Annotated in this window: 16 protein-coding genes and 4 tRNA genes; 9 read left to right on the forward strand and 11 right to left on the reverse strand. The window is 63.2% G+C overall.

Going from position 1 to position 23,096, the window contains the following annotated elements; translation table 11 throughout:
- The first annotated feature begins 182 nt into the window (after positions 1-182).
- From FQ668_RS09150 to FQ668_RS09205, 9 genes are all read left to right on the forward strand, one after another.
- Positions 183-740: a CvpA family protein gene (locus FQ668_RS09150; RefSeq protein ID WP_010953011.1), complete on the forward strand. Its 558-nt coding sequence runs from the start codon at positions 183-185 to the stop codon at positions 738-740.
- Between the two features lie 42 nt (positions 741-782).
- Positions 783-2,288, forward strand: a complete 1,506-nt coding sequence (gene purF, locus FQ668_RS09155; RefSeq protein WP_003247207.1) for an amidophosphoribosyltransferase — start codon at positions 783-785, stop codon at positions 2,286-2,288.
- Positions 2,289-2,304: 16 nt separating this feature from the next.
- The gene (locus FQ668_RS09160) at positions 2,305-3,516 is read left to right on the forward strand and encodes an O-succinylhomoserine sulfhydrylase (RefSeq protein WP_012053270.1); all 1,212 of its coding nucleotides are present in this window, start codon (positions 2,305-2,307) and stop codon (positions 3,514-3,516) included.
- Entirely contained in the window at positions 3,513-4,286 is a 774-nt protein-coding gene (locus FQ668_RS09165; RefSeq protein ID WP_019437488.1) for an SDR family oxidoreductase, read from the forward strand. The genes FQ668_RS09160 and FQ668_RS09165 overlap by 4 nt, the downstream gene beginning before the upstream one ends.
- A gap of 218 nt (positions 4,287-4,504) precedes the next feature.
- A tRNA-Val gene (locus FQ668_RS09175) sits at positions 4,505-4,580 on the forward strand.
- 65 nt (positions 4,581-4,645) lie between these two features.
- Positions 4,646-4,719: transfer RNA gene (locus FQ668_RS09180), tRNA-Asp, on the forward strand.
- A gap of 178 nt (positions 4,720-4,897) precedes the next feature.
- Positions 4,898-4,971: transfer RNA gene (locus tag FQ668_RS09190), tRNA-Asp, on the forward strand.
- A 220-nt stretch (positions 4,972-5,191) separates the two neighbouring features.
- Positions 5,192-5,268, forward strand: a tRNA-Asp gene (locus FQ668_RS09200).
- Between the two features lie 200 nt (positions 5,269-5,468).
- Positions 5,469-6,353 (forward strand): DUF2242 domain-containing protein, encoded by an 885-nt coding sequence (locus FQ668_RS09205; RefSeq protein WP_014591902.1) that lies wholly within the window; start codon positions 5,469-5,471, stop codon positions 6,351-6,353.
- Between the two features lie 308 nt (positions 6,354-6,661).
- Here FQ668_RS09205 and FQ668_RS09210 read toward each other — a convergent pair whose 3' ends face one another.
- From FQ668_RS09210 to FQ668_RS09260, 11 genes are all read right to left on the reverse strand, one after another.
- Complete coding sequence (locus tag FQ668_RS09210; protein WP_019437487.1) at positions 6,662-7,702, reverse strand: AraC family transcriptional regulator; 1,041 nt, start codon at positions 7,700-7,702, stop codon at positions 6,662-6,664.
- A 4-nt stretch (positions 7,703-7,706) separates the two neighbouring features.
- Positions 7,707-8,825 carry a nitrilase-related carbon-nitrogen hydrolase gene (locus tag FQ668_RS09215; protein WP_019437486.1) on the reverse strand — a complete coding sequence of 373 codons (1,119 nt, stop codon included), beginning with the start codon at positions 8,823-8,825 and terminating at the stop codon, positions 7,707-7,709.
- A 172-nt stretch (positions 8,826-8,997) separates the two neighbouring features.
- Positions 8,998-11,553 carry a fimbria/pilus outer membrane usher protein gene (locus FQ668_RS09220; RefSeq protein ID WP_144180030.1) on the reverse strand — a complete coding sequence of 852 codons (2,556 nt, stop codon included), beginning with the start codon at positions 11,551-11,553 and terminating at the stop codon, positions 8,998-9,000.
- An 83-nt stretch (positions 11,554-11,636) separates the two neighbouring features.
- The gene (locus FQ668_RS09225; protein ID WP_014591898.1) at positions 11,637-12,383 is read right to left on the reverse strand and encodes a molecular chaperone; all 747 of its coding nucleotides are present in this window, start codon (positions 12,381-12,383) and stop codon (positions 11,637-11,639) included.
- A 72-nt stretch (positions 12,384-12,455) separates the two neighbouring features.
- On the reverse strand, positions 12,456-13,055 hold the full coding sequence (locus tag FQ668_RS09230) for a fimbrial protein (protein WP_012053263.1): 600 nt from the start codon (positions 13,053-13,055) through the stop codon (positions 12,456-12,458).
- 117 nt (positions 13,056-13,172) lie between these two features.
- Positions 13,173-13,820 (reverse strand): response regulator, encoded by a 648-nt coding sequence (locus tag FQ668_RS09235; protein WP_012053262.1) that lies wholly within the window; start codon positions 13,818-13,820, stop codon positions 13,173-13,175.
- 69 nt (positions 13,821-13,889) lie between these two features.
- Positions 13,890-17,102, reverse strand: coding sequence for a hybrid sensor histidine kinase/response regulator (locus tag FQ668_RS09240; protein ID WP_019437484.1), 3,213 nt, complete (start codon positions 17,100-17,102; stop codon positions 13,890-13,892).
- Between the two features lie 84 nt (positions 17,103-17,186).
- Positions 17,187-18,380, reverse strand: coding sequence for an EAL domain-containing protein (locus tag FQ668_RS09245; protein ID WP_144180033.1), 1,194 nt, complete (start codon positions 18,378-18,380; stop codon positions 17,187-17,189).
- Complete coding sequence (locus FQ668_RS09250; protein WP_144180036.1) at positions 18,377-21,184, reverse strand: ATP-binding protein; 2,808 nt, start codon at positions 21,182-21,184, stop codon at positions 18,377-18,379. The genes FQ668_RS09245 and FQ668_RS09250 overlap by 4 nt, the downstream gene beginning before the upstream one ends.
- Before the next feature lie 69 nt (positions 21,185-21,253).
- Complete coding sequence (locus FQ668_RS09255) at positions 21,254-22,243, reverse strand: fimbrial protein (RefSeq protein WP_144180040.1); 990 nt, start codon at positions 22,241-22,243, stop codon at positions 21,254-21,256.
- A 25-nt stretch (positions 22,244-22,268) separates the two neighbouring features.
- Entirely contained in the window at positions 22,269-22,973 is a 705-nt protein-coding gene (locus tag FQ668_RS09260) for a molecular chaperone (protein WP_014859530.1), read from the reverse strand.
- Positions 22,974-23,096: the final 123 nt, after the last annotated feature.

Raw genomic sequence — 23,096 nt, forward strand, 5'->3', positions numbered from 1 at the left:
TAGGCCGCCCATTCGCGGGTGGGCCCGCGCCGGCAGGTACTGTGCCGCTGCAAGGCTTACCCAGAACCTGTCGGGGCGGGTTTGCCTGCCAATGGCCCAACACCAATCCAGCTGACATTCCGCTTACTCCCGGCCCGCCGCTCTGGTAAAATGCGCCGCCTCAAACGTCTGCAGGCAACACCGTGGCATTTACCTTGGTTGATTGGGCGATCATCGCGATCATCGCCGTCTCCACACTGATCAGTCTCAAGCGCGGCTTCGTCAAGGAGGCCTTGTCCTTGCTCATCTGGATCATTGCCGGTGCGGTTGCCTGGATGTTCGGCGGTTCGCTCTCGGTGTATCTTGAGAGCTATATCCAGACGCCATCGATGCGCATCATCGCTGGCTGCGCCATTCTTTTCGTCGCCACCTTGCTGGTGGGGGCCATGGTCAACTTCCTTGTCGGTGAGCTGATCCGCGTGACCGGGCTGTCCGGCACCGATCGTTTCCTGGGCATGGCCTTCGGTGCTGCGCGCGGGGCCTTGCTGGTAGTGGTGGCCATTGGCCTGATCAGCCTGGGGCCGGTTCAACAAGACACCTGGTGGCAGGAATCACGCCTGATACCACAATTTCTCTTGGTCGCCGACTGGTCGAAAAACCTGATTCTGGGTTTCACCGACCAATGGACGCCCAGTGGGCTGATCAGCACTCCGGCTGATCTTCCGTTCAAGGAACAGTTGCTCGGGCCGTCCAAGCCCTGAGCACTATTCACTCAAGTTTCATCAAAGTAGGGGTTGCGTCGCATGTGTGGCATCGTCGGTATCGTCGGTAAGTCGAACGTCAATCAGGCGCTGTATGACGCGCTTACGGTCCTCCAGCACCGCGGCCAGGACGCTGCCGGTATCGTGACCAGCCATGACGGCCGGTTGTTCCTGCGCAAGGATAATGGCCTGGTGCGCGACGTGTTCCAGCAGCGCCACATGCAGCGCCTGGTTGGCAACATCGGCATCGGCCACGTGCGCTACCCGACTGCGGGCAGCTCGACCTCGGCCGAGGCCCAGCCGTTCTACGTCAACTCGCCTTACGGCATCACCCTGGCTCACAACGGCAACCTGACCAACGTCGAGCAGTTGGCCAAGGAGATCTACGAGTCCGATCTGCGCCACGTCAACACCAACTCCGACTCGGAAGTGCTGCTGAACGTGTTCGCCCATGAACTGGCGGTGCGCGGCAAGTTGCAGCCGACCGAAGAAGACGTGTTCGCTGCGGTCTCCCATGTGCACAGCCGCTGCGTTGGCGGTTACGCCGTGGTGGCCATGATCACCGGCTACGGCATCGTCGGTTTCCGCGACCCCCATGGCATTCGCCCGGTGGTGTTCGGTCAGCGTCACACCGACGAAGGCGTGGAATACATGATCGCGTCGGAAAGCGTCGCCCTGGACGTGCTCGGCTTCACCCTGATCCGCGACCTGGCACCGGGCGAAGCGGTTTACATCACCGAAGAAGGCCAGTTGTTCACCAAGCAGTGCGCCGAATCGCCAAAGTTGCAGCCGTGCATCTTCGAGCACGTCTACCTGGCGCGCCCGGACTCGATCATCGATGGGGTCTCGGTGTACAAGGCGCGTCTGCGCATGGGTGAAAAGCTGGCCGACAAGATCATGCGCGAGCGCCCCGATCATGATATCGACGTGGTCATCCCGATCCCGGATACCAGTCGCACTGCCGCGCTGGAACTGGCCAACCGGCTGGGCGTCAAGTTCCGCGAAGGTTTCGTCAAGAACCGTTACATCGGCCGTACCTTCATCATGCCCGGTCAGGCCGCGCGCAAGAAGTCGGTGCGTCAGAAGCTCAACGCCATCGAGCTGGAGTTCCGCGGCAAGAATGTGATGCTGGTGGACGATTCGATCGTGCGCGGCACCACCTGCAAGCAGATCATCCAGATGGCCCGCGAAGCCGGCGCCAAGAATGTCTACTTCTGCTCCGCGGCCCCTGCAGTACGCTACCCCAACGTCTACGGCATCGACATGCCGAGTGTTCACGAACTGATCGCCCACAACCGCACCACCGAACAGGTGGGTGAGTTGATTGGCGCCGATTGGCTGGTCTATCAGGACCTGCCAGACCTGATCGACTCGGTCGGCGGCGGCAAGATCAAGATCGAGCAGTTCGATTGCGCGGTGTTCAACGGTGAGTACGTCACTGGCGATATCGACGAAGCCTACCTCGACCGCATCGAGCAGGCCCGTAATGACCTGGCCAAGGTCAAGAACCAGGCCGTCAGCGCGATCATCGACCTTTACAACAACTGATTTTGGGAGCGACGGCATGACGGATCAATGGGATGCCGGGCGACTGGACAGTGACCTCGAGGGTGTCGGTTTCGACACCCTGGCGGTTCGCGCTGGTCAAAACCGTACCCCGGAAGGCGAGCACAGTGAAGCGCTGTTCCTGACCTCCAGCTATGTGTTCCGCACGGCAGCCGATGCTGCTGCGCGCTTTGCCGGCGAAACGCCGGGCAACGTCTATTCGCGCTACACCAACCCATCGGTGCGTGCCTTCGAGGAGCGCCTGGCGGCCATGGAAGGTGCCGAACAGGCCGTGGGTACGTCCACCGGAATGGCGGCGATCCTGGCCGTGGTCATGTCGCTGTGCAGCGCCGGTGACCATGTGCTGGTGTCGCAGAGCGTATTCGGCTCTACCATCAGCCTGTTCGAGAAGTACTTCAAGCGCTTTGGCGTACAAGTGGACTACGTGCCACTGGTCGACCTCACCGGTTGGGAAAAGGCCATCAAGGCCAACACCAAGCTGCTGATCGTCGAATCGCCCTCCAACCCACTGGCCGAGTTGGTCGATATCACTGCGCTCAGCGAAATCGCCCATGCTCAGGGTGCCATGCTGGTGGTGGACAACTGTTTCAGTACCCCGGCGTTGCAGCAGCCGCTGAAGCTGGGTGCCGACATTGTGTTCCACTCGGCCACCAAGTTCATCGACGGCCAGGGCCGCTGCATGGGCGGTGTGGTTGCCGGCCGTACCGAGCAAATGAAAGAAGTGGTGGGTTTCCTGCGAACCGCAGGTCCAACCCTCAGTCCGTTCAACGCCTGGATCTTCACCAAGGGCCTGGAAACGCTGCGCCTGCGTATGCGTGCACACTGCGAAAGCGCTCAGGCCCTGGCCGAATGGCTGGAGCAGCAGGACGGCGTGGAAAAGGTGCATTACGCCGGCCTGCCCAGTCACCCGCAGCACGAACTGGCCAAGCGCCAGATGAGCGGTTTTGGTGCAGTGGTCAGCTTCGAGGTCAAGGGTGGCAAAGAGGGCGCGTGGCGTTTCATCGACGCTACCCGTGTGATTTCCATCACTACCAACCTGGGTGACAGCAAAACCACCATCGCTCATCCGGCGACCACCTCACACGGTCGCCTGTCGCCGCAGGAGCGTGAAGCGGCTGGTATCCGCGACAGCCTGATCCGCGTTGCCGTGGGCCTGGAAGACGTGGCCGACCTGCAGGCTGACCTGGCGCGCGGGCTGGCGGCGTTGTGATCGAAATCAGCGGCAGCACCCCGGGCCACAATGGCCGGGTAGCCTTGGTCACGGGCGCGGCCCGCGGCATTGGTCTGGGCATTGCCGCATGGCTGATCTGCGAAGGCTGGCAAGTGGTGCTGAGTGATCTGGACCGCCAGCGTGGTACCAAAGTGGCCAAGGCGTTGGGCGACAACGCCTGGTTCATCACCATGGACGTTGCCGACGAGGCCCAGGTCAGTGCCGGAGTGTCCGAAGTGCTCGGGCAGTTCGGCCGGCTGGACGCGCTGGTGTGCAATGCGGCCATTGCCAACCCGCACAACCAGACGCTGGAAAGCCTGAGCCTGGGCCAATGGAACCGGGTGCTGGGGGTAAACCTCAGCGGCCCCATGCTGCTGGCCAAGCATTGTGCGCCGTACCTGCGCGCGCACAATGGGGCGATCGTCAACCTGACCTCTACCCGTGCTCGGCAGTCCGAACCCGACACCGAGGCTTACGCGGCAAGCAAGGGCGGCCTGGTGGCTTTGACACATGCCCTGGCCATGAGCCTGGGCCCGGAGATTCGCGTCAATGCGGTGAGCCCGGGCTGGATCGATGCCCGTGATCCGTCGCAGCGCCGTGCCGAGCCGTTGAGCGAAGCTGACCATGCCCAGCATCCAACGGGCAGGGTAGGGACTGTGGAAGATGTCGCGGCCATGGTTGCCTGGTTGCTGTCACGCCAGGCGGCATTTGTCACCGGCCAGGAGTTTGTGGTCGATGGCGGCATGACCCGCAAGATGATCTATACCTGAGCACCTTGTTTAAACTGCGCCGGCTCTTCACGGGTAAACCCGCTCCTACGGTCGGCCATTAACCGTTGTAGGAGCGGTTTTACCCGCGAAGAGGCCGGCACAGGCAATAACCTCACGTTGCTTTTTTGAAAAAAATTCAATGGGGCTATTGACTTAGCTTCGCCACCTGCGTAAATTTCGCGGCCTCAGCGAAGAAAACGCAACAAGCAACATCGCGAGGGTGATTAGCTCAGCCGGGAGAGCATCTGCCTTACAAGCAGAGGGTCGGCGGTTCGATCCCGTCATCACCCACCACTTCCTGAGATGTTCCTGGAGCATCGGGTTCGCAAGAAGCCGATAGCCAGAGAGGAACGCACTGCGCAGCGGTAGTTCAGTCGGTTAGAATACCGGCCTGTCACGCCGGGGGTCGCGGGTTCGAGTCCCGTCCGCTGCGCCNCAGCGGTAGTTCAGTCGGTTAGAATACCGGCCTGTCACGCCGGGGGTCGCGGGTTCGAGTCCCGTCCGCTGCGCCATTTTTCAGTAACAGACGGGTGCCTGGCACCGGTCTGAAGCCACAAGGCACACGCCTTGGGCTGATCCCAGTTTCAATCGGGCGCAAGCCTGAACGATACGCAGCGGTAGTTCAGTCGGTTAGAATACCGGCCTGTCACGCCGGGGGTCGCGGGTTCGAGTCCCGTCCGCTGCGCCNCAGCGGTAGTTCAGTCGGTTAGAATACCGGCCTGTCACGCCGGGGGTCGCGGGTTCGAGTCCCGTCCGCTGCGCCATCTTCGCTTCAAGGTCCCTAGAACACCTTGAAGCAAACACAAGAGAAGCGATCGTGTTATCGCTTTTTTTGTGCCTGCCCTGAGGCCATCGCGCCGGAAGGGTAGACCCAGGTTTCAATCGGGCGCAAGCCTGAATGATACGCAGCGGTAGTTCAGTCGGTTAGAATACCGGCCTGTCACGCCGGGGGTCGCGGGTTCGAGTCCCGTCCGCTGCGCCATCTTCGCTTCAAGGCCCCATGAACGCCTTGAAGCAACGTTAAAGCGACCTTCGGGTCGCTTTTTTCGTTGGTGCGCCTGGCAAGTGCCTGCCTTTACCCAGATTTACACCAGCCTGACAGATTCTTCACCGACCAGCGGTTCCTGTGCCTGCCTGCTGTGTTGCACAATAGGCACTTTCCCGACATACCCGGAATTCGCAATGACCAGATCTTCCGTCTTTGGTGCGCTCGGGCTGGCCCTGGTGCTGGCGGGCGTGACCGGTTGTTCCTCGAAAAAAGCGGCCGTCTACGAGCACGAGAATTTCGATGACTCGGGTACCTTCTCGCGCAGCTTTCCGGTGAGCGATGCCGGCTCTTGCGAGGCCGCCCGGCGTGCTTTGCTTAGCCAGGGGTACATCATCACCAGCAGCGGCGCCAACCAGGTGGCGGGTAACAAGAGCTTTCAGCAAAACAGCGAGAACCACCTGCAGATCAGCTTCAATGTCACCTGTGCACCAGACGTGAGCGACGACCAGCACTCGACCATGTTCGCCAACGCCCTGCAGGACCGCTATGCACTGAAAAAGTCCAACACCTCCGCCAGCCTGGGCGTGGGGGTGCTGGGTTCGGTGTCGATGCCTATCGGCTCCAGTGACGACTCGCTGGTCAAGGTCGCCAGCGAGACGGTGACCGCGGCGCAGTTCTATGACCGCTATTTCGCCCTGGTGGAGAGCTACCTGCCCAAGCCGAAAAAAGTGAGCAAGGCCAAGGTGGAAGAGCCAGTGCCGAAGGTTGAAAAACCGGCGGTTGATCTTGGGCTTCCGGAGCAGGCTGCGGCGAACCCGGTGGCGCCGGCCCCGGCAGCTGCACCTTTGGTTGAAGCGACGCCTGCACCTGCACCGTTGGTTGAAGCGACACCTGCACCTGCACCTTTGGTTGAAGCAACGCCTGCACCTGCAGGGGTGGCCCCGGCCAGCGAGGCGGCAGCGGCGCCGGTGGTGGATGACAGCCAGGGTTCGCAGCCGGTGGCTCCACCGGTGGAGGCTGCGCCGATTCAAGTGCAGCAGGATGCGCAGCCGGCCGAGCCTGCGTCTCCCGCCCTTTGATTGCTAGCCTGTAACGCGAACCCTGTGGCGATCGCCTGAGCAGCCTTGTGCTTGCCTTGCGGTCGTCGCCCGCCGTCCACACCCCTTGTTACAGACGCCCCGCGATAACTTTCTGAACACCTGCTACGTTTACCACTCATAAGCTTGTCATCATCCCTTCATCCCACCTGCTTAGGCTGAAGGCGATACCTACAAAGGCAAAATGAGCAAAGAGGACGCAGGGCAATGGATGAATACCAGGAAGAACTTCTCGAAACCCAGGCTTACGAACTGGACACCCCGGAACCGGCCGACGACGCCACCGAACTCTAGCTCGGCTGCCGCTGGCTGCGGCGGAACTCCCCCGGCGTGAGGCCCGTCCAGCGCTTGAATGCGCGCTGGAAGGCCTCGGCCGAAGCAAACCCCAACAAATAGGCAATCTCGCCAAAGGCCAGCGCCGTGTCACGGATGTAGGTTTCGGCCAGGTCGCGTCGGGTTTCGTTGAGCAGGTCGCGAAAGCGCGTGCCTTCCTCGGCGAGCTTGCGGCGCAAGGTCCAGCTTGGTAGCTGCAAGTGCAGCGCCACTTCTTCCAGGTCCGGTTCACGGCCGCCATTGAGCAGCGGGCCCAGCAGGTGGGTGATGCGCTCACCCAGGCTGCGCACCCGCGTGCGCTGCAGCAGCTCTGCTTCGCACAACTGCAACAGGTGCTGCCAGGTACTCGGGCAATGCCCGGGGTTGGGCAGTTGCAAGGTGGCGCGGCTCAGACGCAGCTGATTGCCGTCGGCGGCGAATTGCACAGGCGTGCTGCAGAGCGTTTGGTAGCGGGCGGCATAGGGGGGAGCGGCAAACTCGATCTCCAGGCGTTCGGCTTGCACCGGGGTGCCGGCAAGGTCGGCCAACTGGGCCAGCCAGCCGGCCAGCAGTGAGTCGACCACAAAGCGGTTGTAGTCGTTATACGGGCTGATGGAGTAGAAGCGCAGCCAGGCGCCTTGGGCATCTTCCTCAAAGCTGGAATGGCCGCGGTAGTTGGCCGCATAAAGCGGCTCGAAACGCAGCAGGGTACGCGCGGCCTCACCCAGGGTGGGGGCCTGGGCCGCAGTGACCCCGGCCAGGCCCGTATGCGCCAGCCGGCTCAGGCGCCCCATACGCAGACCTAAAGCGGCCTCACCGCTCATTTCGATGGCTGCGTGGCCCAGGTGCATGTAGCGGGGTATGGACAGGCGTGCGCCGGCTTCGCCCAGGCGTGTCGCGTCCAGGCCGTAGCGGCGCAGCAATGGCTCAGGGTCGTGGCCCAGCTCGCGTAGAGCTTCGCTCAAAGGCTGGACAAAACCAACCGACAGTTCGCCCAGGCGCACGCGGGGGCGGGCCACGTGCTTACAACCACACATTCAACAGGCGGGCGCCTGGGCTGGGGGGGCCGGCGAGCAAAGCTCCCGACTGGCGGGCAAAGCCCTGGCCATCGCTGCCCTGTTCCCAGAACTGCCCGCGCATGAACACGCTCATGCTGCTGATGCCGGTTCCGGCCACTTCGGTCAGGCGTTGCCAAGCCATCTGTTCACTGACTTCGCCGCGCTGCAAGGCAAGCCCGGCGCTGGCATCCTGATGGCGATTTCCCCGCCAGGGTGCTTGCCAGCTGCCCTTGCCACTGAGAAACGCCGGGTTGGCGACCAGTTGTACGGCTTGTTCAGTCAGTTGCTGGTGGTTTTCCGGGTACCAGCTGTCACTGCCCACCAGTATCCCCAGGCGCCCGGCCGGGGTCTGCACGACCTGCAGCGGGTGCTGGCGGCCGTGGTGGACGTAGCGGCGCATTTCACTGTCGGGATATTGCTGGCGCTGGGGCTGCCCCAGTAGCGAGCCGTCTCCGGCAAACACCACACTGCTGTTGAACAGCGGGCCACGGCCGGTATGCAGTACGCCTTGTTTCACATAAGGTTCGGGCAGCACGATCGAACCGGCCACCAAGGTCACGCCAAATTCCTTGGCCAGGCCGCCGAACAGCTGCTGGTAATCTGCGGCCATCTGCTCGGCCTTCATGCGCAAGTGCGCATCGGCGCGCCAGTCGTCGCCGTCAGCGCCAAGAACCGCGAGGCCATAGCGCAGTGGGTTGCTCAGTTCCAGCCATTGTTGGGCTTCGTGGCTCTGGGTGACTTGATACAGCTCGTTCTTCTCTCCGCGCGCCCACAGCCAGGTACCGATGTGTTCCGGCAGCACCACCACCGTGCGCGGGTTCACCAGGCCTTGGTCGCGGGCTTGCTCCAGATAGGCTGAGAGCTTGCGGTGCAGGCGTTGCAAGTTCTGATAGTCGCCCGGGTACAGCAGTGGTTCGACACCGAGCAGGTTGCCGTGCTCGCCCGGGACGCCATGGTTAAGCGCCAGTTCGATGCGCAGGTCGGACAGATAGTGGCCTTCCGGGCGCTGTTGGGTCCAGAAGCCATAGCCGCAGAGGGCGGCGATCATCACCAGCGCCAGGGCGCTTGCCAGGAGTTTTCGCATCAAGCGTGGGTATTCGCTAAAAATGGAGTGGCCATGCAGGAAATCAAGGACATGGTGCGGCCTTATTCATCAGCATCGGAATCCTTGTTGCGCTGCCTTCTTGCAGAGTCGCGTTTGATCATACCAAAGCTACCGGGCGCTTATGAGCATTCTCTGCAGACAAGAGCGGGTGTCACGGCCGGCAAGCCAGGCGCTGACGTTCATAGTTAACTGCCTTGTCCCGTTCCGGAAGGTTGTAAGGTGCCGCACACTGGCGCTCACCCCACTTGATGGTCAGGCTGCCCTGGTCCTGTTCCAGGAGTAACAATGCCTTGCCGCTGGGGTCGGAAATTGCCAGTTGCTGGCCCGCGGCGTCCTCGACCGAGGCCCCGAACGGTATAAGTTGACCGCGCTCGTCGAACAGCTCGAACTGCACCCGACGCCCGCTCTTGCCGGTATAGCGGGCAAGCACAACGGCGCCGCGGCGAGGCACCAGTTGCTGGGTGGCGTTGTCGATCTCGATGTCGCCCCCCAGGTCACTGGTGTCCAGGCTGATCCAGTTGACCCGATAGGGCTGGGCGTTGGGGATCACCGCATAGCCATTGCGCCCGGTCTCCACACCGCTATAGCTGCTGATCTTTGCGCCCTTCACACCCGGTACTTCGGCCAGGGCGAAGGTCTCGCTGAGCGACTGGCCGAGGTTGATGCCGCCCTGGTGGGCGACCACGGCGCCGGCAATGTTCAGGTTCTGCGAGTCGTAGCCGCGCCCCTGGCTATAGCCCAGGCTGATGTCGGCGACCGAAGTGCGGGTGTTCAGGTTGGCCGATGCCGAGCTGCCGCTGGTGCGGCTGTGGCCGCCCTGGATCGAGTAGAAGGTGTCGCTGGTTTCCGACAGGTAGCCGTTGATGCCGGCCTGGGTGATGTCGTTGCCTTTCTGTGTGCTGGTGGTGACGAACGCCCGCGGTGCGCGGGCCCGGCTGCCGAGTGGGAACGATACCGACAGGTTGAGCTGGGTATCTTGCCCCGAAGGGCCTGAGTTCCCCAGCTCCTTGGTGCGGCTGACGTCCAGGTTGTAGGAGATCTCGCCCCAGTTGTTGCTGTATCCGGCGGTCAGGCTCTGCGAACCGCCGCGGTTCCAGTAGCGCTGGTCGGTGGCCGTCAGGTACAGGCTGCCGAACGCGCGGTTGCGGCCCAGGCTCTGGTTGATGGTCAGGTCGGTGCGGGTCTTGGAGTTGCCACTGCGCTTGATCGCGTTGGCGCTCAGGTCCTCGACATGCTGGGTGAGGGTACGGAAGCCCTCGGTGGAATAGCGGTAGGCCGCGAGGGTAAAGTTGGTGTCGGTGCCGGTGAACGTCTTGGCGTATAGCGCCCGCAAGCTGTTGCCCTGGGTGGTCTGGCCCTGGGCCTTGCTCGAGGAGTGGGTGACATCGAGCGAGAAGGCGCCCAGCAGTGTGTTCAGGCCGCTGCCCACGGCCATTGCCTTATAGTCTTGCGTGGCTTGCAGGCCAACGACGCCGGTCACGTTGTTGGTCAGACCGTAAGCCAGCGTCGTACTGAGCATCTGCGGCGTGGCCAGGCCCTCCGTGTTGCTGTTGTAGCGTCCAGCGGACAGGCTGTACTTGACCTGACCGCCACGGACCATGAGCGGCAGGCTGGAGAAGGCCTGCACGGTGACCCGCCGACGGCCGTCGGCCTCGATGATGGTGACTTCCAGGTCGCCATTGGAGCCGCTGGGGTAGATGTCGCTGATCTCGAACGGGCCGGGCGGCACGTTGGCGGTGTAGAGCACGTAGTTGTTCTGGCGAATCTCGACCCTGGCGCTGGTCTGCGCCACGCCACGCACCACAGGTGCGTAGCCGCGCTCGCTGTCGGCGCGCATGCCTTCGTCCGAAGCCAGCTTCAGGCCCCGGTAGCGCACGCTGTCGAACAGGTCGGTGTCGCTGAAAATGTCACCGGCGCTGAACTGGCCTTTGAGCGCGGTCACGTCGTGCTGCATATAGCTGCGGTTGCTTTTGAAAGTGTCCGGCTGCCCGGTGCCGCTGCTGAAGTTCGACTCGTTGCGCAAGCGCCAGCTGCCCAGGTTGATGCCGTTGCGCAGGCTCAGGTTGTTGGCGATGCGGGTCTCGGCATCGCCGGCGCTGCGGCTGGTGTTGAACTGATAGTTCACGAACGCAGCAGACACCCCGGCGTCCCACAGTTGCGGGTCGACGTAGCCGCGCAGGCCGCGTTTCATGGCGACCTGCGGGATGCTGGCGGACAGGCGCAGGTGACCCGAGTCGTAGCTCAGGCTGGCCTGGTCGATCAGTGCGGCCAGGTCGTGGCAGGCCAGGGCGGTATCCAGGCGCCCCTGTGCCTTGAGCTTGTCCATGTCGATACCCAGTTGCTCGAGCAGTTCCAGGGTCAGGCAGGGTTCCACCCGCCCAGTCTGTGGGTGGCGGTTGAATTCGATGTCACGCCGGCCTACCAGCACGTCGTTGCTGTACAGGTCTACCCGGTAGTTGCCCGGCAGCATGCTGTTGGCCGACAGCAGCAGTTGCAGGTCGACCGCCGATTGCGCGCCCTGCAGAAAGGTGGTGTTGAAGCCCTGCAGGTGGGCGGCGTCCTGCGCCGTTGCAAGGCCGGGCAGTGCGGTGCAGATGACCAATGACAGGGCGTTGAGCTTCCAGGCCGGACGAAGCGTGCCGCCACTGAACGCGTGCGCGCCTGCATCGGCTCCCTCGACAGGGTGGGGGGCGATGGACAGAGACATACCAGAAACCTATTTCATATCGCGGCACGGGCGGGGCACGGGGAGGCCGCACGCGACCAGGGCACAAGGTGGGGGCTACGATTTCACAAGGTGATGGCGGGTTCGGCAGGCTTGGCGCTACCCGGCTGGGCAGTGTTCAAACGCAAGAAATATCCATGTTGGGCGCCATAGTCGTTGATGCTCTTGAACGTCAGCGTCAACGGTCCGTCTACCTGGGAAAATACCGAGGTGAATGTTTTTTGTTCGCCAGGGGCGATCATGGTCGAATCGGCGCTGAGCACGGTTTGTTTCCCGCTCTTAAGTTCGATATCGGCCATCGACACGTGATACAGGCTGGGGTTGTTCACGGTCAGTTGTGGATTCCCGGCGCGCCGGGTCAATTGCCAGACCAGTTGTTCGGGCGCCAGCAGGGCGTTGCCGGGCAAGTTGGCCGGGCGGAAGAAAATCTTGATACGTTGGCGCACCGCCAACTGCAAGGTATTGGCCTTGGTACTGGCTTGCGGAATTTCCTGGACATTGAGCCAGACCACCGACTCGCGATCGGTCGGCAGGCCCTGGCCTTCATAGAGAATGCGCAGCAGTTGTTCCTGCTTGGGCAATACCCTGGCCAACGGTGGAGTAATGGCGAACGGCGCCTGCGCGCTGTCGCCGGCATCCACCCAGGACTGCACCAGGACTTCCTGGTTGCCATTGCGCACGATGACATTGGCTTCTTTGTGCGCACCGTCGAACACGACGCGCGTAGCGCTCAGGGAGATGCTGGCAGTTGCCTGGGCGGCGACGAGCATGCCCAGCAACCCGAGAACGGGATACAGAGAACGACGCAACATGGTTGGGTACCTTGCGGGGGCGAAGAAGTGGCGAGGCTGTTCAGCCTCGCGCAGGGAGCAGCGCCGAAGTGATTACTCGTACTGCAGGATGAATGGCAGGGTGGCGTCACCACGACCGGCGGTGGCAGTGCCGGCGGCGCCAGTGGTCACGTACGCCGCAGAGAAGCTCAGGGTAGCGTCGCCGCCCTCGGCGCCAGTGCCGTGTACATCGCTCTGGATCTTGGCGGTGGCGGCCGAGCTCAGGTCGATCAGGTTGCCATTAGGGTCGAGCAGGGCAATGCCAACGTTGGCAGCAGTGCCGGTGCCTTTGGTCAGGGCCAGGACCTTCTTGCCGGTCACCAGGCCCGAGCCGCCGCTGTTGGCATCGAAGATCATCGCCACCTTGGTGCCGAGGTTGCAGTTGACGTTGAGGTTGAAGTCCTTGCCGGTCACGCGGCCAGCCGTCGGGTTTTCGGCGGTGCCCATGTCCTTGATCGAGACGCTGCCCATGTCTACGGCGATCACGCGGTCGGCGTTGGCGCCATCGACCGAGCAGGCGTCATTGTTGATCACGCCAGTGAAGGAAATCTTGCCGCTGCCGCCGTTGACTGGCCCGGTGGCCTCGACGGCCAGTGCGCCTGCCGAAGCGGTCAGGAGCGAGAGGGTCAGGGCGGCCAGGGAGAATTTATTCATATTGATGTCCACATGAGAGTGAGTAAGTGCTGCAACTTAATGCACGCTCACAATAAGTCAGGTGGTTTCTCTGGCCCATCAGACGAATCTTAATGGTGGAACAATGACGCTCGCTAGTTAATTAAAGATATGACTCGCCAGGCAATAGGCCAACAATTCCTGATCGCTGTTCACTTCAAGTTTGCGCATCGCGGAAACTTTCTGTGCACTAATGGTCTTGGTACTTCGATGTTGGCTGCGGGCGATCTCACTGACACTTTGTCCGGCAACAAACAGGCGCAGTATTTCGAATTCCTTGGGTGACAGGTTTTCCACCCTTTGATCGATGGCGGTGTTACAGGCGATCACCGATTGCCTTGCCGGTGCCGGCGCCCGGTAGGTGCTGTTGCGGGCGACGGCATTGAGGGCCTTTTCGATTTCGCCATGCAACTGGCTCTTCTGGATCACGCCGTCCACGCCCAGTTCCTGCAGCCGTGTCAGGATCAGCGGGTTGGAAATCATCGTCAGCACGAGGATGCGGACGGCGGGATAGTGACGTTTGAGGTAGTCGATCAGTTTCAGGCCGTCACCGTAGGGTGAGTCTGCCGGCATGTTGTAGTCGGAGATGACCATGTCCACGGGTTGGCGTTCGAGCAGTTCGATCAGCCCTTGCGAACAGACGGCTTCGCCGACCACGCTAAAGCGTGGGTCGCGTTCGACCAGTTCCCGGACGCCGAGCAGCACGATGGGGTGATCGTCGGCGATGATGACCTTGAGTTTTTCCATAAAAGACGACCCGTTAGCCGGTGCGGATGGGAGGGTTGTTTCCATGCGCTATCAGCGCTGAAGTTGATTCTATGCGAGGGCATCGAGTATTGCTGACAGCCTGTCCAGCACCCCCCCCAGCTTATCGGCCAGGGCCGCGTCGAGCGGCGACTCGGCCAGCGCGGACTCCAGTGCACAGCACTGCTCGGCCAGGGACCGGGCCTGTACCGCGCCCAGGGCGCCGGCGATGCTGTGCAGGCGCTCGCCAAGGCGCCGCTGGTCGCCTTGCTCAAGGGCCAGGCGCAACTGCTGCATATCCTCGCGCAGGGTGGTGATGAACAGCGCGCGCATGGCGTCGGACACTTGCACGGTATCGGTGGCTGCAGGGGAGGGGGAGGCGTTGAGGCTGTCCGCTTGCGCACGGCTGGGCGCTTCGGCCAGTGCTGGCCGACACAGACGGACCAAATGGCTGCGCAACGCCTGCAGGCTCAACGGTTTTACCATCCAGGCATTCATGCCCACCTCGAGGCAGCGCTGGCCTTCTTCTCGCAGTGCATTGGCGGTGACGCCGATGATCGGCAACCGGGCGTCGTGCTGGCGCAGGGTCCTGGCCAGTTCGTAGCCATTCATCAACGGCATGTTTACGTCGGTCAGGACCAGGTCGAACAGGCCTGGCTGCCAGCGTTGCATGGCCTGTTCGCCGTTGGCCGCGACCACCGTGGTACAGCCCAGCGCCTCGAGTTGCTCCTGCAGGATCGCCTGGTTGATCGGATTGTCCTCGGCCACCAGGATATGCAGGCGCAGAGCGGCGCGTTGCTGTTGCGCGGTGTTTTGGTCATCGGGCGACCCGCCCTGGCGCACGACCGCGATGAGCTGGGCGATGGCCCGCACGTCATGCAGATCCACCCGCCAGCAGCCGTCGATGAACGCGCCGGGGGCAGGGCCGTCGCTGCTGGCGCAGATCCGCTGGCCATGCCAGGTGGCAGCGTCCGGGCAGTCGAGCAGGTCTACCAGCAGGGCCTGGTGGTTGTCCTTCTCCAGGGGGGGAATCGTCAGGGTCGCGGCGATACCCAGACGCTGCAGCCAGTCAACGCCATGCTGGGCAAGCTCCGGTATCGGCGCACGCACATACACCGGGGTCGGGTCGGGCACTACGCTTGGGCAGTCGCTCAGCTCCCCCTGGGCCAGTGGCAGGCTGATGTTGAGGGAAAAGCTGCTGCCCAGGCCCGGCTCACTGACCACCTTGATCTGGCCACCCATCATGTCGGCCAGCCAGCCGCAGATCGGCAGGCCGAGGCCCGCACCGCCCTCGCTGGAGGCGTCGGCGACCTGGTAGAACAGCTCGAAGAGCCTGGCCTGCTGCGCCTGGGAAATGCCAATGCCGCTATCGGCAACCTGCCATTGCAGGCGCACGTGGGTGTCGTCGAGCGCCAGCACGCGGGTGCGCAGTACCACCCGGCCGGTGTCCGTGAACTTGATGGCGTTGCTCAGCAGGTTGTTGAGGATCTGGCGGATGCGTATCGGATCGCCCACCACCTGCGCCGGCAGGCGGGCGTCATGGCAAGCATAGAGCAACAGGCCCTTGCGCTCGGCGAAGGCGCGATAGGTGCGCACGGTGTCTTCGAGCATGTCCAGCGGGCAGAACGGCACGGGTTCGAGCGCCATCTGCCCGGATTCGATCTTGGTCACGTCGAGCACGTCACTGATCAGCTGGAACAGGGTTGCCGAGGAGCGCTGGATAGTGTGCAGGTAGCCTTGCTGGCGTGCATCCAGGTGCGTCAGGCCGAGCAGCTCGAGGGTGCCCAGCACGCCGTACAGTGGGGTGCGGATCTCGTGGCTCATGGTGGCCAGGAACAGGGTCTTGGCGGTGTTGGCGGCGTCGGCGGCGCGCCGGGCTTCGTCGAGCGCCTGGGCGTCCTCGACATGGCGGGTGACGTCGTTGAATGCGTAAAGGCGCACGTCTTCGCCGTGGTAGCGGGTGGATACGAAACCGACCTGCAGGTGGCGGCCTTCGACCTGCAGATAGTGCTCGCCACTGCGGGTGCTGCCCACTGCCGAGGCGAGGGTGCTGACCAGCTCGCGGGTGCCCTGCCATTGCTGCGCCCGCTGGTTCTCCAGCAGCACCTCGTTGTCGGCGCTGCGGACCACGCACAGGCCGGTCGGGGCGGTGTCGATGACCACCCGGCTGAAGGCCTCGCTCTCGGTGATGATCTCGTGAGCCGCGCGCGCAGGCAGGATGACCTGGCGCTGATACCAACGGATGACCACCCGGCCCAGCCCGATGAGGACCAGGAACGTGGCGGCGATGCCGGCCAGCGACCAGAACGCGTAACGGAAGAAGTGCCGGTAGGTCACGGTGTAGATCGCACTCCAGCCACCGTTGGCCTGTTCGTGGAGTCGGAACACCAGGCCTTCGGGCTTGATGTTGAGACCTTCATGCACCCCCTTCAGGGGCGCGGGCGCGCCGATCAGCACCTCGCCGGATGGGGTGATGAGGTTAAAGTGGTCATACACGGTCCAGTCCATGATGCGTTCGAAATCATCGATCTGGGCCAGGTCCACCAGCGATGCAACTTGCGTGGCTTGGCCCTCTGCCTTGCCCGAGCGCAGGGGGACGTTGGCGTAGGCCAGCACGCGTGGCGGGGAGGCCTGGTCCGGCTGCTCGACATAGCTGCGCCAGACGATCCTGCTGCCTGGGCCCCAGTCCTTGTCCTGAGGCTGGCGCGCAATGACCTGCCTGATCACATCGATGAACGGTTCATTCTCCAGCTTGCCCCGCCCGCGTCCTGCGGCGGGAACCGTGATGTCGTAACGGGCATCCGGCGAGAACAGGAACACCTGTGGCGAACGGTACGGAGAGGCCGACCAGAACATGCTGTAGAAGCTGGCCAGGTTCGCCCCCAGGGTGAAGATGTCCGATACTTCGCGGTCAGCCAGGTTGCGTGGGTCGAATTTGAGGCTGAACGGCATGGAAAATGGAAAGATCTGGCCCTTGTAGATGTCCGGCCCTTCCTCGGGCATGGGTGCCAGCGCCGGCTCGAGCGCACGTGGGTAGTCGAGCAGCTCCCCCTTGGCGCTGCGTTGCACGAGGGCCTCGAGGAAGGTTTCCTGCTCTTGGACATTCTCCATCAGCCGGGCGAAATGGATGCTGACCGTGTCGCTGTGTTCGTCGATCAGGCGCTCGAGCGACCAGAGACTGAAGCCGGCCAGCAGCAGCGCCAGGCCCAGCAGGACGGTCATGCCTTTGTTCAGGCGCAGAGAGCTGCGGGCCAGGTTTTCCAGCAGGGCGTTGTACTGTTTCATGCAAGGGTCCGCAAGGGCGTGGGGGCATCGATACCCAACGAATATTACCTTTGATGCCCGGCCGGCGCTGTGAGTTACAGCCGGTCAGTAGGCTGACGGGGGACCGTCGTTGTGCAGCAGGCGCTGGAACTGTTCCGCCGACACGGCATGGGAGATCAAAAAGCCCTGCACCTGGTTGCAGTCGACCTTGCGCAGCATTTCGAGCTCCTGAGGCGTCTCGACCCCTTCGGCGACCACGGTGAGCCCGAGCTTGCGACCCAGGGCAACGATGCTGGCCAAGGCCGAGGCCAGGCTCTCGCTTTCATCGCAACGCTGCACCAGCGCCCGGTCTATCTTCAGTTCGGTGAAGGGCGTCGAGACCAGGCTCATGTACGAGCTGTAGCCTTTGCCGAAGTCGTCCTGGGACAGGCCGAAACCTTTCATGCGCAAGCGGCAGGCGCCTGCATAGAAGTTGCTCAGCTCTTCGGGAATGGAGCATTCCATCAGCTCGAAGCACAGCTTGCCGGGCACGCCTTGGTGGTGCAGGACGAATTCCAGCAGCCGGTCGGCCAGGTCATGGCTATTCAGCAGGTGAGTCGGCAGGTTGATCGAGACCGGGATGTCATAGCCCCGTTCGCGCCAGCGCGCCTGGGCATCCATGGCTTGCTTGAGCATCACCCACAGCAGCCTTTCCTCCAGGCCGAAGGCATTGATCGTTGGCAGGAAGGTGCCTGGCAGCAACACCCCTTGCTCCGGGTGCATCCAGCGCACCAAGGCCTCTGCCGCGACGATGCGACCATTGTGCAAGGACTTCTTGGGTTGGAACCAGGCCTGAAAAGCTCGGTTGTTCAAGGCATCGACCAAGGTCTGGCGATCGAACTCGAGCGTGGCCGGTACTGCCTGGGCCGGTGCCTGATGGTGCAACTGCAATTGGTCGATCAGGCTGCGCAGCGCGGCGGGTTCGACCGGCTTGGAGATCAGCCCGAGCACGTCCACGCCGAGGTTCTTGGCCACCAGGCTCGCCGCCATGAGCATGCGCCGCGAGGCCACGCTCATGATCGCCAGGCCTGGCTTGTGGCGCAGGCCGGCAAGGTGCTGGATGAATTGCACACCGTCCATGCCGGGCATCAGCAGGTCGGTCAGCACCAGGTCGAAGTCACGCTGGCGCAGGCGCTCCAGCGCTTCCTGGCCATCCCGGGCTGCTTCCAGGTTGAAGCTGCCAAGCTCGCTGAACAAGTGTTGCAGGTACATATGCTGGAAGGGGTGGTCTTCGACGATCAGGATGTTAAAGGTCTTCAAGGGCTACCTCGATACGGGGCCAGGCAGTTGAACAGGACTTGCAGGTTGAAGGGCTTGATCAGGCAGCGATCCATGCCGGCGGCCAGGCACAGTTCTTCCTCGCCGCGCAGAGCATTGGCAGTGGCGCCGACGATGGGGCGGGTGCAGCCCAACCGGCGCAGGGCCCGGGTCAGTTCGTAGCCATTCGTGCCGGGCATGTTGACGTCGGTCAGCAGCAGGTCGAAATGCTCGCGCTGCCAGGTTTGCAAGGCCTGCTCGCCATCGCTGACCAAGGTCACGCTGCAGCCGAGCTCCTCGAGCTGGTCTCGCAGGATCAACTGGTTGATGACGTTGTCCTCGGCAACCAGCACGTGCAGCCCGAGCGGCTCGGTCAAGGGGGCCGGCGCGGCGGGGTCCCTGGGACGGCGCAGGCCCTGGGCCTGGCCGACAGCATGGTGCAGGGCGCCCAGGTCGTTGAGGTTGACCTGCCAGTGACCGGCCTCGTGCCGCGCCTCCCAGCAGTCCTGGGCGCTGGCCAGGATTCGCGGGCCAGGCCATTCGGCGACCAGCCAGCGTTCGACATTGCCGGGATGCAGCTCGACCAGCAGTTCGCCGGGCAGGGCGCTGGCTGGCGCCGGCGCGCCGACCTGCGCACGCGCCCCCCAGCGGCAGAGCCAACCACTGATGGCTTCAGCCAGTTCGTGTACGGGCGATACCACGTGAATGCGTTCGCCTAGCAGGTTGAACGGGGCGCTGGCGCGGCCTGACGCCACTTCCAGGGGTAGGGTCAGGCTGAAGCTGCTGCCCAGGCCCAGCTCGCTGACCAGGCGCAGCTGGCCGTTCATCAATTGCGTCAGGCGCTGGCAGATCGGCAGGCCGAGCCCGGTGCCGGGAATGACCTGGCTATGGCCTTCGGTCTGGTAGAACGGGTCGAAGATGAACGGCTGGTCCTGTTCAGCGATGCCCTTGCCCGTGTCCGAGACCTGCCACAACAGGCAGGAGCGTTCGCCGTCGCGGTTGAGCAGCCTGGCCCGCAGCACCACGCGGCCGCAATCGGTGAACTTGACCGCATTGCTCAGCAGGTTGTTGAGGATCTGGCGGATCCGGTTGACGTCGCCGATCAGGTGTTCCGGCAGGCATGGGTCCAGGCAGCTGTAGAGCTGCAGCCCCTTGCTCCTGGCTGCCGCGCTGTAGCCCTGAACCACCTCGCGGACCAGGTCCGGGGCACTGAATTCGCTGAGTTCGAGGGCCAGCTGACCGGCCTCGATCTTGGACACGTCCAGCACGTCGCAGATCAACTGCAGCAAGGTTGACGAGGAGCCTTCGATTGCCCGCAGGTAATCGCGTTGCTGGGCGTCGAGCACGGTGCGCGACAGCAGCTCCAGGGTACCCAACACGCCGTACAACGGTGTGCGGATTTCGTGGCTCATGGTCGCCAGGAACTGGGTCTTTGCTTCGTTGGCGGTGTCGGCCGCGCGCCGGGCGTCCTCCAGCGCGGCCTCGATCTGCTTGCGTGCGCTGATGTCGCTGAACGCGCAAAGCAGCACCGGCTCGCCCTTGTAGCGGGTTGGCGAGCAGCTCAGGTACAGGTGGCGCCCTTCGGCGCTCTCGAAATAGTCGCTGCACTGGCCTTCGTGTCGCTCGAAAGCCTGCTCGATCCATTGCGCGCTGCGCGCGCCGCGTGCCGAGTCCTGGCCCAGCCACTGCTGGGCCAGGTGGTTCTCCAGCACCACCTGGCCATCGCTACGGCGCAACACGCACAGGGCGACGGGGGCGGTTTCGATGACGTCACGGCTGAATATCTCGCTTTCCACCAGTGCACGGATGCGTTCGACCGTGGGGGTGAACAAGCGTTGGTCGAACCGCTGGATCAACACCCGTATCAAGGTGATGCTGAGCACGCAGAACAGCAGGGCACCGAGCAGTTGCTGCCACAGACCGGCAAGGATCGCGGACAGGTCGATCGCGTAGACCAGTTGCCAGTCCGAAGACATCAAAGGTTTGCTGATGACCAGGTACTCTGGCAAGAGCCCCTGGCCGGCGAAGCCGAAGAAGTTGTTACCCACGGGATGGTGCAGCGAACGGTCCAGCGTCGGGCCTGGGGTGTTGGTGAACACCAGCATGCCGTCGGCATTGAACATCATGAATTTACCCGCGCTGGCATCCTCGAGCGACGGCGACACTGCCTGGCTGTCGATTTCCAGGCCTAGCCAGCCAGAGTCCGGGTCGCGTGCGTCCAGGCGCAGGAAGATGAACAGGCGCGAACCTTGGGCGCCCTGGTCGGCCAGCCATAGTTCCCGAGGGGCCGTGGCCCGCAGTTCCGAAGCGCGCAACTGCTCAAGCAGGGCGGGCGAAGGCAGCGAGGCCTGGGCGTCAGCGTTGTACAACCAGCGCATGGGGGCCTGAGCCGCTGTGTCGACATACAGCAGGTTGACCCGCCGGGCCTCTAGGTAGGCACACATGCGCTGGGTCAGCCACAGGCTCCAGCGTTTGCCCGGCTGGCTGCCCAGTTGCAGGTGCACTTCCTCGCCCGGTGCCAGGGGCAGCCAGTCGACACCCGGCGCCGTTTGACGCACGGCTGCGAGGCTCAGGCTCTCCAGCAGCGCCTCGCGGTTGGTGAAGAAGGTATGGGCCTCGGCGATCGCGCTGCTCATGGCGCCATGGCGCCGAGCGATATCGGTGTTGAAGGTAAAGGACAGGAAATTGTAGGCCGCGCCGAGAATGCCGGCCGATAGCACGATCGCCAGCAACCGAAGCAGGCGGCGTGCTGCCTCGGGGTTGGAGAGCAGGGGGTTGATCTGTTGCAGGTAGGCTTTGAGTCGCATCCCGCAAATCTAGGCAGGCCGCTGGCAACTGGACATCAGACGATCCTTAAAGGCCGCCTGGCCGAGGGTTTACTGGTAGTACAGGTCCACCAGCGCCGTGGCTTCGAACGGACCGGGGATGGGCGCCGAACGCCAGATCAGGTCGGCGCGGAACGGGTTGTGGCTCACGCCCGGCGCGGCCAGGTCGACCAGCTTGAACCAGGTGGCGAAAGGCACCGATTGGTTACTGTCCTGCTGGGTCAGGGCGATGCCGACAGAGGTGTTGTTGGTGGGCACCAGCAGCTTGTCGATGATGCTGGCGCTGCCAGCGACCGGGGTGAAGCGGGCGCTGACGGTGTAGGGCGTGTCGCAGGATCTGGTCAGGTCGAGGCTGAAACTGGCCGAGCTGGCGACCTGGCCGACCTGTGCCGAGCTGGCCAGGGCACGGCGGAAATTGACCACCGAAGGCAAGATGGTCAACTCGGGAGAGCAAGGCACGAAGCGGATGTTGTTCATGCCGGTGACGACATAGTTGAGGTTGCTGTCGGGTTTGGGGTTGAGCATGTACCCGCCGTCCAGCTGGAATACCCGGTATTCGCTGAGCGTGCTGGCTTGTCCGTCGGTTGGCGTTGCGCCGTACTTTTCGATGAACACCGTAAAGTTCAGGGTGAAGCGGGCCTTGTACCAGCCTGTACAGTTCGCCCAGTCGCAACCATGAAACGAGTTGTAGCCAGTGGTGACGGCGCCCGAAGTCTGAGTGATTTTCTGCGAGCCGTAGCGAATCCCGACCCGTATGCCCTTGCCTATACTGGCTTTGGCCGGGTTGACATAGAAATAGACATCTTCCTTGATGCCGGTTTCATAGTCGTCGGCGCAGATGACCGGAAGCGAGTGTGGTGCCGACTCCCAGATGATCGTGCCGTCGGGCGCGTCGGCCGGTACCGCCAGTGCAGTGCCCAGTGCCTCCTTGAATACCGTCGCCATGGACGGGTCCAGCTTGCAGGACAGCGCGTAGCTGGTGGCGGGGCAACTGGCGGCGACGAAAAGCAGGCCAAGCAAGTGTTTCCGGATCAGGTTCATGAGTGGGTATCCTGTGGCGGTGTGTTCACGGCAGCGCGATGTGGTGGCGCTTCTGCAGGCCGATATCGGTGAGTTCGCTGAACGCCACGCGACTTTGCGCGGGCAGGGGCGAGGGCGCCTCGAGGGTGAGCGATGCCCCCGGGCGCAGGAGGACGTAGTCCGCAAGCTGGCGCGACTGCCCAGGGCTGTCGAGCTGGAGGTTGACCAGCGAAACATGAAAGGCACTCGGGTTGCTGACTTCGATCAGGCCAGGCTGACGTGCGCGCCATGCCAGGCCCTCGACCGCCTCGCTGGCCGAGCCTGGCAGGCCGGCAGGGCGGTAGAACAGCTTCAGGCGCTGGCGAACGGCGAATTGCAGGGTATTGGCCTGTTCGGGTTTGCGCGGGATCTCGAGGATGTTCAGCCAGAACAGTGACTCCCTGTCCTCGGGCAGGCCCTTGCCGGCGTACAGCACACGCAGCATGTGCCGGCCGTTGGGCGGTATCAATGCCAACGGTTGGACGATGGCGAAGGGCGCATCGGCGCGTTCGTCGGTACTGCTGACCCAGCTTTGCATGACCGTGTCGAGGTCGCTGCGATTGACCACGCTGATGCTTGCTTCCTTGTTCGAGCCTGGGTAAATGAGGCGTGTGCCCTCGACTTTGAGCTGGCCCCAGGCACCGGACGCCAGGCCCATCAGGACCAGCGCCGCCATGGCTGGGCGCGAGAGGGTATGAAGCAAGCGCGACATGGTCAGGGCAGGGCTCCGGTGAGGGTGACTGGGAAGGACCTGGGCATCCTAGACAGCTGGGCCGCCCCCGGCTTTGAGACGTTTCTTAAATTGCCGCGTGGTTTAAATGCCTGCTTTGTGAAC

Origin of the sequence: Pseudomonas sp. Kh14, from assembly GCF_900291005.1 — a bacterium.
GTDB classification, from domain to species: domain Bacteria; phylum Pseudomonadota; class Gammaproteobacteria; order Pseudomonadales; family Pseudomonadaceae; genus Aquipseudomonas; species Aquipseudomonas alloputida.

Bases quoted from the DNA above. Each gene is read 5' to 3' on its own strand.
- purF (WP_003247207.1), top strand. From the start codon at position 783: ATGTGTGGCATCGTCGGTATCGTCGGTAAGTCGAACGTCAATCAGGCG.
- FQ668_RS09160 (WP_012053270.1), top strand. From the start codon at position 2,305: ATGACGGATCAATGGGATGCCGGGCGACTGGACAGTGACCTCGAGGGT.
- FQ668_RS09205 (WP_014591902.1), top strand. From the start codon at position 5,469: ATGACCAGATCTTCCGTCTTTGGTGCGCTCGGGCTGGCCCTGGTGCTG.
- FQ668_RS09215 (WP_019437486.1), bottom strand. From the start codon at position 8,825: ATGCGAAAACTCCTGGCAAGCGCCCTGGCGCTGGTGATGATCGCCGCC.
- FQ668_RS09220 (WP_144180030.1), bottom strand. From the start codon at position 11,553: ATGTCTCTGTCCATCGCCCCCCACCCTGTCGAGGGAGCCGATGCAGGC.
- FQ668_RS09225 (WP_014591898.1), bottom strand. From the start codon at position 12,383: ATGTTGCGTCGTTCTCTGTATCCCGTTCTCGGGTTGCTGGGCATGCTC.
- FQ668_RS09230 (WP_012053263.1), bottom strand. From the start codon at position 13,055: ATGAATAAATTCTCCCTGGCCGCCCTGACCCTCTCGCTCCTGACCGCT.
- FQ668_RS09235 (WP_012053262.1), bottom strand. From the start codon at position 13,820: ATGGAAAAACTCAAGGTCATCATCGCCGACGATCACCCCATCGTGCTG.
- FQ668_RS09240 (WP_019437484.1), bottom strand. From the start codon at position 17,102: ATGAAACAGTACAACGCCCTGCTGGAAAACCTGGCCCGCAGCTCTCTG.
- FQ668_RS09250 (WP_144180036.1), bottom strand. From the start codon at position 21,184: ATGCGACTCAAAGCCTACCTGCAACAGATCAACCCCCTGCTCTCCAAC.
- FQ668_RS09255 (WP_144180040.1), bottom strand. From the start codon at position 22,243: ATGAACCTGATCCGGAAACACTTGCTTGGCCTGCTTTTCGTCGCCGCC.
- FQ668_RS09260 (WP_014859530.1), bottom strand. From the start codon at position 22,973: ATGTCGCGCTTGCTTCATACCCTCTCGCGCCCAGCCATGGCGGCGCTG.